The sequence below is a fragment of the Hoskinsella mucinilytica genome, from assembly GCF_045223415.1.
GTDB lineage: Bacteria > Bacillota_I > Bacilli_A > Erysipelotrichales > Erysipelotrichaceae > Hoskinsella > Hoskinsella mucinilytica.
On sequence record NZ_JBEQZJ010000044.1, the window covers coordinates 23,969 to 32,513 of the forward strand.

Consider the following 8,545-nt stretch of genomic DNA (forward strand, 5'->3'; position numbering starts at 1 on the left):
TGGTCTCTTTCATTTAAAATAATATGATATTTTCATGGCTATCCTATCCATTTGTCAAATGTAGTAAAGCATTTATGAATTTTTATCTTGTTTGATAGTAGATAAAAACGCTAACGAGTGCCGTAAAACCGTATTGGCTTGTGTCGGATATTTTTGATAATCAAATTGAAATTCATGAGGACATTCCTCAAAAAAGTCACTCTTTACTGATATACCTAATTGTTTGCCTTTTTCCGCAAGCTTTTTTCCTTGCCATAAAAAGGAATACTTCTTCCCATCCACTATATACATTGCCGGATGATGTTCGCTCAGAAAATGAAGTGGTGAGGCAAGTTTTCGTTTTAATGATGTTTCCCAATGTTTACTACCTAAGTAAGACCAACCAATATAGTTAAAGAATTTTCTAAAACTTTGAAATTGTTCTTGATGAACATCTTCACAAAAATCATAAGGTCCGCAAAATAATAGCTGTCCTTGTATCCTTTTTGTACAATGTAACTCTATTTGTGTTTCTTTGCGTAAGGCTTCTTGGAATAAAAGATTCGTGAAGTTAGCCGCAATGTTTGCACCCGCAGAATCGCCACCAATCACATAAGGTATATTTGAGGGAAGCTTTCGCATGTTTTCTAAATGAACCAATAACTCATCTACCTGTTTGATCTGTACAGGAAATGGATAGCGTGGTGCATAGGCATAGTTCATTGCGACAACGATGATCCCTTGATGCGCTAATTGTATCGCATAATTTCGGGTTCCTTCACTCGTCCCGGCAATAAATGCACCTCCATGGATCCAAATCAAAACATGGGTAGCTTGTTTCTCTTTTGGAACATACAAATCGTAAGTGTTATTAGGATAATTCGAAGGATATACGAAACTTTTTTGTATGATGACATCTTTTCTTATTTCATCTATTGTATCAGGTGCCTTATTGTGATGATCTTCTTTTTGATGGCGAAGTAGCCATACAAAAGGGTATGGTGTCCATAGGAATACATATCCAATAACGGCAATGAATATGATGAAAATTACGATCCACAAAGCCATTGTTTCAACACCTCCTCGATTCTTTTTGCCATTTCGTTACCTCCTGATTTACTTGGATGTAAATGATCGCCTTGATGATAACCTTTTTTCCAAGCTTTAGTATCATCACATAGTACATCATCAAAGAGTATAACATCGGTTATGTTAGATAATTTTTGATATGCCTGATTGATACTGTTTCTAAGTGTTTCCTTTTTCTCATCTACTTGATCTGCGTGTAAAAAGGGTGGTATAGCAAGAAGAAGGATACGATCAGCTTGCGTCTTCAAAGCTTGTATACTTTGATCTATTGCTTTCATATATTCTTCTAATGTAGGTAACTCATCAATATCAGCACAAAAGGTTCCCGGTTGATATAGATCATTGGTACCTAAAGCAAATAGCTGTATAACAATTCCTTGATCTTGTTTGATTACCTGTTCTTGAATACGTTTTACTCCTGCAATACCAAAACATTGATTCATCACATCAATATTTTGAAACATTCCTTTATTTCCTTCCTTTGTCGTACCTTCTAAGATATAGGTATGTGTCGCATCGATATGTACTTGTTTTAACTCATGTAATAAGCGATTGCCACTGATGCCATGATTCAATAAAACATAACCTTGATTCCTTAACCATGCCTTTAAAGGAGTGGTCCAATTTCCTTGTTCTGTAATGGAATCTCCAATCACTCTGATTGCTCCTTTTATATTGGCTGTTAATATGTCAATACCACATAGTCCATATAAGACATCGTTATCTGTTTTCATTTCATCATATGGATAAATAGCAACACCACTTGATACGATTGGGTTACTTATCAAATCATAGGAAATCATGCATTCAGTTACTGTATCTTCAAAGATTACTTCATCGCTTAATATGCTTTGCATGGGAAATATTGTAATAGAACTTTTCTTATGAAAGCATACCTGATATTGTTTGTTTCCTGCTTGAATGTTTACATGATCTACCATGACTTCATGATGATCATATGCAAATGCAAAGCGAAGCTTACATGCGGATGCCTTAGGTATTTTGACCTGTACTTCTTGATGAGGTTGATAGAGATGAGCCACAAGGCCCATACCTCGTTGTGCCTTTGACCAGCATGTGACCCATTTCTGATTCATTATGCTACCTCAACAGAATCCTGATGTAATTGTTTGTTTGCTTCTTCTTCCAATTGTGCTTCTCTTCGATCGGCAACCTTTAAGAACGGATACCATATCAAAATCGTGATAGCAAAGCAGATAACCATTAAAATCGTATAATTTAATCCGCCGGCAAGTGGCATTTTCACAAAAATAGGTGTTGTCCAAGGTAGTAAAGACATAAATGGATTTAACTGAATCGGTAAAATGGTCGAAGTAAGGCCCCAAGCTACAAAACCTGTGATGATCTGGGTAAAACATTGTGGAATAAAATAGATTGGATTTAAGATGATCGGCATACCAAACATGATAGGTTCTGTAATATTGAATATAGATGGGATGAAAGATAATTTTGCTAATTGTCGATATTTCGCAGATCTTCCTTTAAACATTAAAATAATAACAAAGCCCATAAATCCGGAAGCCATCATAGCACCATAAATGACAGATGGAAGCAAGAAAGGCAGCTCTTGATTTGCTTGAAATGCTTGAATGTTTCCTGTAACCATGGTTAAAGAAATAACACCAAGAGGACCTTGTAATACAGCGTTATGAATACCGAAGAACCAAAGTATTGCAAGTAAGGCCATGATCAGAATAATGGATAATGGACTTGCGGCAAGTGAGTATAACGGTGCATTGATTACTTGAATAAAGAAATTAATGATATCACCTGCGGAAGTATAACTGAATCCAACACGAATCACAAATGCCAATACAAAGATAATGGTTACCACAAAGATGGGTGATAATGATTGTGATACCATTGCAGGAACACTTTCCGGTAATTTAAACATAATATTTTTACTTGCAAGGAATGCATATAAACGTGTCACAAGAAGTGCCACCAACATACCGATAAATAAACCTTGCCCACCTAGATAATCTAATTTCAAAGCATTGATCACTGTTTCTGTAGCCTGCCCGTTTTCCATTACGGTTGTGGTAATCGTTTGTGGCATGATCATAATAAAGAAAGCCAGAGAAATGATTGCGGCATTTTTGGCGTTCGTTTCTAAACGTGTTGCATAAGCCATAGAAAGAGAATAGATGACATATAACGTAAGTACACCGGTAGCACCATTGGTTATCGCAGTCACATGCTGCATGATACCGATTTCTTCTAGCCATGTTGTCCATGCGGGAATCGGAAAATTACCGATGATCGTGATAAAAGCGATTCCCAAAGTGATTGGGGAACACCTGATAAAACCTTCCATCAATGCCCCTAATACTTTGTTGTTTGTCATTTTTTCAGCTAACGGCATCATTTTGTCGTTAAGAAATTGTTCAAATTTTTTCATAAGTTACCTCTCCTATTCATATCATGTAAAGCAAATTCATTCGGCCGATTCATGTAAACGCTTTACTTTTGTTACGGCTTTATTATATAATGGAACACATACATGCTATATCATAATTTTAATATTTATGTAATAATTTTAAGAAAGGAGGACTTTTTATGAATCTACAAGATTTTAAGCATATTGCGGATACCTTTTATAAACGTACCTATGTTCCCATCAATATTGTTACACTTGAAAATAAATTACTATTTCCAAGCTATTCCCCTATCCTTAATAAGAAAGAAGTTTTTTCTTATCTTTTTCAAGAGGATGCATTTCCTTTACATATCGTTCATACTTATGAGTATCTCGCAGCTTCTTTTCTCTATGAGATGGATCATGTTACTTATCGAATATTGATGGGGCCATGTATGTTACTGGATGCCTCTTTTCAACAAGCCTTAAGCACTGATCCCCTACATGATTATATCAGTAGTGAAACCTTAAATAGTTTTCAGAATTATTGTGCATGTTTTTATGCACTATGCCTTGGTAAGCTGTTAGATAAAGAACAGATTCCCATATCTTATGATCGCACGCATAAGAAGACCAATTCTCCACAAGAAGTGTTTGAGGAAAATCTATACAATCGAAGAAGTCATGATGAAACCAGAGATTCCTATCAATTTGAATTACGCTATCTCGACTATGTGAAACGCAACAGAAAAGATAAAATCGATTGGATCTTTTCTAAAATTGATCGTACCTATATCGTACATCTATCGGAAGAGCCTTTGGAAGCCATCAAGTTAAAGTTCGCATCTTTGATCACTTTATTAACAAGAACTGCCATCTCTTGCGGAGTACCACTAGATTCGTCTTTCTCTTTATCTGATGCGTTGATTCAAGGTTTAAAGGATATTCACACCTCAAATGAAGGGATTGCCTATATTCGATACGCAAGCTATCAGTTTTGTGACCTCATTTCAACTACTGCCAAGCAATGTTCTACCATGATCAATCAATGCTTACGCTATATTGATTCTCATTTATATGAAAAAATCACTTTAGCTGATCTAGCACAAGAAACAGGTCGTACCACCGTTTATATCTCTTCTAGATTCAAAAAAGAACTCAATATGACCTTGAGTGATTATGTACTTTCTAAAAAAATCGAAGAAGCAAAGCATCTTTTATTATTTACAGATTATAGTTTTCAGGAAATCAGCACCCTTTTAAATTTCACCAGTCAAAGTCATTTTACTCAACGTTTTAAACAAATTGCCAAACAAACACCAAAGGAATTTCGCCAAACCAATTTCCAATATTTATAATTCAATAAAAGATAGTGAAATATTGATAAAAATCTAAAAATCATGACAGAAAGAAACCATCGGATATGATTACAATATCTTAGAAAGAAGGTGGTTTTATGCGTTTGTTCAAACGTATACTTTTAGGAGCTTTCGGTTTGATACTACTATTTCTAATCGGTGCATTCCTTTTGATTCAGATAACACCAAAGCCTGTCGCATATCTTACAAGAACAGCCTTTGATGGTGGTGAACAAGGTGTATCCTATGGACTTCATCCGGATTATCAGACGATGCTTTCCCAAGTAGTATCTCAAAAGGATCAAAGGTATCCTTCAAAGTATGCGAACGCTACTTATGATATCTATATGCCGAAAGATACTTCTAATAAATATCCCGTGATGTTATGGGTTCATGGAGGAGCCTTCGTTGGTGGCGATAAAAAAGATATGACAAGCTTTGCGATTGCACTTGCCGCAAAAGGAAATATTGTGATTACAATGAATTATGCACTTGCACTAGAAGCAATTTATCCTACACCTATCTTACAGGTTAATGATATGGTCAAAGAGTTATCACAATTAAAAACACAATTACCAATGACGGATGATTTATTTATCGGTGGTGATTCCGCAGGTGCTCATATTGCTTTTCAATGGGCAGTGACGCAAACCAATGATACCTATCGTCAATACTTTGCTATGGAACAAACAATTGATCCAGATCATCTAAAAGGTGCAATTTCCTTTTGTGGACTTTTAGATTTTTCCATGTTTGATGAAACAGATAGTGCCTTCTCTAATTTTCTATATCGTCAATGCGCATGGGCTTATCTCGATCACAAGGATTGGAAAACATCACTTACACTACAACATGTTGATTTTCTTTCTGCGATAGATGATTTATTTCCACCGGTCTATCTTACTGATGGAAATCGTAATTCCTTTCTAGATCAAGCAAAAAAAGCAAAAACCTTATTAGAAAACAAATCGATTCCCGTTACAGCTTTATTCTGGGAAACCGGTGAACATTTACATGAATATCAATTTCATTTGAATGAAGAAGCGGGGTTGAAAAATTTCAATATGGTACTACAATTTATTCAAGAAAATAAAGGGTGATCTTAATGACAATAACAGAGCTTATGGACATATTGGATATTCCTTCTTCCGTCATATCTGAAGTAATGAAGTATCAAAAAGCAATAGAACAGCTTCCACAAAATCAAATTCTATCTTTCACAAAAATCGAAACTTGGGAAACTACATGGAATGCGTTAAAACAGCAAAATGATCCTCATGGTTATTTCATTTTATGTTGTATGTTAAACGCCTGTTTATATACCTATCAACGTTATCAAGCGAAACATATACCATTCTCCATCTTTATAGACACGATGAAGTGCTTCCCCAGATTTATAAAGGAGCATAAGATAAGCTTTGGTGAATATGGATTTGATCGTGATTTTTGGGTTGGCAGACAATTATCTATGCAATTATTTCGACTTGGCATATTAGAGTATGAAATAGATCACGATGCTCATTGTATATCGATTCATATTCCTTCAGATGCAATCTTAAGCAAACAAGCTTGTCTTTCCTCTATTTCTTTAGCGAAACAGTTTTTCCATACATATGAACCTATTTTGGATGCGTATCCTTATCGTTGTTGCTCATGGCTATTAAGTCCTGCGTTAAAGGAATTATTACCAAACAATTCTTCGATCCTTCAATTCCAACAAATGTTTTCTATCATTGATTGGAATCAAGAAAACGAAGAATTCATGATGTGGGTATATCATACCTTTGATCAATCATACGATCGATTGCCCCAACAAACCACACTTCAAGTCAATATGAAACAATATCTTCAAAAAGGTGGTAAGATTGGTGAGGCCACAGGGGAATTCATCTATTAATATGTACATACCGTTTAATATAGGAGAATCTTATATCTATCAAGATTCTCCTTTTTTCAAATCATTGCGTTTGATAAGCTTTTTTTCGTGTGCTTTACTTTGATACATGGCATCATCTGCACGTTTAAATACACTTTCATAAACGAAATCCATATTGATATCATATACAGCCATTCCCCAAGCGATAGAAAAATCAGATTCCTTCCAAGCTGTTTCATTATGTTCTCTCATATTAACTTCAAAATCCTTTAATAAACGATCTCTATTTTCATAATCAGATTGTTCTAATATTACGACAAACTCATCACCGCCAATTCGATAGACAGGACTATGTTGAAATATTTTACAAATCAAACGACAAGCATCTACGATCAACATATCTCCGATAGCATGACCTAGGGTATCATTTACAATTTTTAGATTATTGATATCAAACATTACAATTGCGAACTCAGGATGTCCTGTCTGCATTTCTTTTTCTAATTGATTACACCGTTCTTGATATGCCATTTTATTTTTTACCCCGGTCAAAGCATCTCGATAAGCCAATCCATTGATATAATTGATATATTTTTGTAATTGATCTACCATCAATTGAAAACTGCTTGTAAGCATTCCTACCTCATCTTTTGATTGTTGCGATAATGTAATCGTTAAATCACCTTCCGCAATTTTTTTTGCGGCTTCATTTAACTCACGTAATGGTTTGATCAATCGTTTTGTTACTGCATAAGTGATACAAACAAATAGAATCGTGATAATAAACAGCAAAATACCACTTTGAATCACTAAATGATTTCTTTCTTTATTAATTTCCTGGGTCGGTGCGGTTATCGCCAGCTTCATGCCGTTTTCCAAAGTAGTGTACGCCATTTTCTTATTTTCTCCATTGAGCGTATAGGAAAATAAATGTTCTACACTAGTATTTCTCTTTAATTCTTGTACCAAAGGTAAAAATTCAGTATTGATATCTACCATATTTGTGTGTAACGCATAAGTAGGATGATGAATGATTCTTCCATCTTCACTGCTAAGAAAGGAAAATCCTGTATCATACACACGAATATTATTTGATAACTTCTCGAATATACGAAAATCAATATCCATTCCTACAACGCCTATTACTTCATTTCCTTTATACAAAGGCATAACATAAGAAATCATCAAAACATTGATATTCTTATTCATATAAGGCTCTAACCACATTGCTTTTTTATTTTCAATCGGTAGATAATACCATCCGACATGCTCGATATCCTCAGGACTATAATTAGAAATATCCGTTGGTACATTTTTTTGAAATATACCATTTGTACTAGATTTACTCCAAAACAATCCGGAATCCGGCTTTGTGAATTCAGGATTAAAACGTACATAAACAGCGAGAACCCCATCCGTATGATTCGCAATATTCAATGTTGTCGGCTCTAAATTATTCGTATATTCTTCTACATAGTTCTCATCTGTTTTTAATTTATTGACACTTTCCAATTGATCTATCACAAAAGTTGAAAGTGTATCTACCGATTGTTCAATTCTAGCTAATTTACTATTGAATTTTTCTGCGGCTTCTCGACACTGTGCATTCATAAAACTTTCAGAAAAATCATCGATTACCCGTGTGGTGCTATGAATGGCTCCTCCACCAATGACCAATGCACATACGATTGCACTACTTAAGATCAAAAACATAAATTTCGTTTGAATTGATTTCATAACATCCTCTTCTATTCTTAGCAAATCCATTCCTTTCTTCCTTATGAAGGAATGCTTACTTCCTATCTTTCATTATATATAGAGAGCACTACAAACTCTTAACAAATGATATGTTAAATGTCTATA

At 34.8% G+C, this 8,545-nt stretch carries 7 protein-coding genes; 3 read left to right on the forward strand and 4 right to left on the reverse strand.

Annotated elements, in window-relative coordinates; genetic code table 11:
• Positions 1–72 precede the first annotated feature (72 nt).
• Genes UGRO018_RS14580 through UGRO018_RS14590 form a run of 3 tightly spaced genes read right to left on the reverse strand, consistent with a single transcriptional unit; the run spans position 73 to position 3,490 of the window.
• Entirely contained in the window at positions 73–1,047 is a 975-nt protein-coding gene (locus UGRO018_RS14580) for an alpha/beta hydrolase (RefSeq protein ID WP_416327227.1), read from the reverse strand.
• The gene (locus tag UGRO018_RS14585; RefSeq protein WP_416327228.1) at positions 1,029–2,165 is read right to left on the reverse strand and encodes an SGNH/GDSL hydrolase family protein; all 1,137 of its coding nucleotides are present in this window, start codon (positions 2,163–2,165) and stop codon (positions 1,029–1,031) included. The genes UGRO018_RS14580 and UGRO018_RS14585 overlap by 19 nt, the downstream gene beginning before the upstream one ends.
• On the reverse strand, positions 2,165–3,490 hold the full coding sequence (locus tag UGRO018_RS14590; protein ID WP_416327229.1) for a PTS sugar transporter subunit IIC: 1,326 nt from the start codon (positions 3,488–3,490) through the stop codon (positions 2,165–2,167). Before UGRO018_RS14590 ends, UGRO018_RS14585 begins: the two co-directional genes overlap by 1 nt.
• 158 nt (positions 3,491–3,648) lie before the next feature.
• Between UGRO018_RS14590 and UGRO018_RS14595 the strand changes: the two genes are divergently transcribed.
• The 3 genes from UGRO018_RS14595 (at position 3,649) to UGRO018_RS14605 (ending at position 6,703) form a co-directional block, all read left to right on the forward strand.
• Positions 3,649–4,806 (forward strand): helix-turn-helix transcriptional regulator, encoded by a 1,158-nt coding sequence (locus tag UGRO018_RS14595; RefSeq protein ID WP_416327230.1) that lies wholly within the window; start codon positions 3,649–3,651, stop codon positions 4,804–4,806.
• Between the two features lie 98 nt (positions 4,807–4,904).
• Positions 4,905–5,906 carry an alpha/beta hydrolase gene (locus tag UGRO018_RS14600; protein ID WP_416327231.1) on the forward strand — a complete coding sequence of 334 codons (1,002 nt, stop codon included), beginning with the start codon at positions 4,905–4,907 and terminating at the stop codon, positions 5,904–5,906.
• A 5-nt stretch (positions 5,907–5,911) separates the two neighbouring features.
• Positions 5,912–6,703: an acyltransferase domain-containing protein gene (locus UGRO018_RS14605; protein ID WP_416327232.1), complete on the forward strand. Its 792-nt coding sequence runs from the start codon at positions 5,912–5,914 to the stop codon at positions 6,701–6,703.
• 39 nt (positions 6,704–6,742) lie between these two features.
• Here the strand turns inward: UGRO018_RS14605 and UGRO018_RS14610 are convergent, their stop codons facing one another.
• A complete protein-coding gene (locus UGRO018_RS14610; protein WP_416327233.1) occupies positions 6,743–8,449 on the reverse strand; it encodes a sensor domain-containing diguanylate cyclase in 1,707 nt (568 codons plus the stop codon).
• Positions 8,450–8,545 lie beyond the last annotated feature (96 nt).

What these genes read in the sequence shown, in the direction of transcription:
- UGRO018_RS14610 (WP_416327233.1), bottom strand. Translation starts at nt 8,449, where the DNA reads ATGGATTTGCTAAGAATAGAAGAGGATGTTATGAAATCAATTCAAACG.
- UGRO018_RS14585 (WP_416327228.1), bottom strand. Translation starts at nt 2,165, where the DNA reads ATGAATCAGAAATGGGTCACATGCTGGTCAAAGGCACAACGAGGTATG.
- UGRO018_RS14595 (WP_416327230.1), top strand. Translation starts at nt 3,649, where the DNA reads ATGAATCTACAAGATTTTAAGCATATTGCGGATACCTTTTATAAACGT.
- UGRO018_RS14605 (WP_416327232.1), top strand. Translation starts at nt 5,912, where the DNA reads ATGACAATAACAGAGCTTATGGACATATTGGATATTCCTTCTTCCGTC.
- UGRO018_RS14590 (WP_416327229.1), bottom strand. Translation starts at nt 3,490, where the DNA reads ATGAAAAAATTTGAACAATTTCTTAACGACAAAATGATGCCGTTAGCT.
- UGRO018_RS14580 (WP_416327227.1), bottom strand. Translation starts at nt 1,047, where the DNA reads ATGGCTTTGTGGATCGTAATTTTCATCATATTCATTGCCGTTATTGGA.
- UGRO018_RS14600 (WP_416327231.1), top strand. Translation starts at nt 4,905, where the DNA reads ATGCGTTTGTTCAAACGTATACTTTTAGGAGCTTTCGGTTTGATACTA.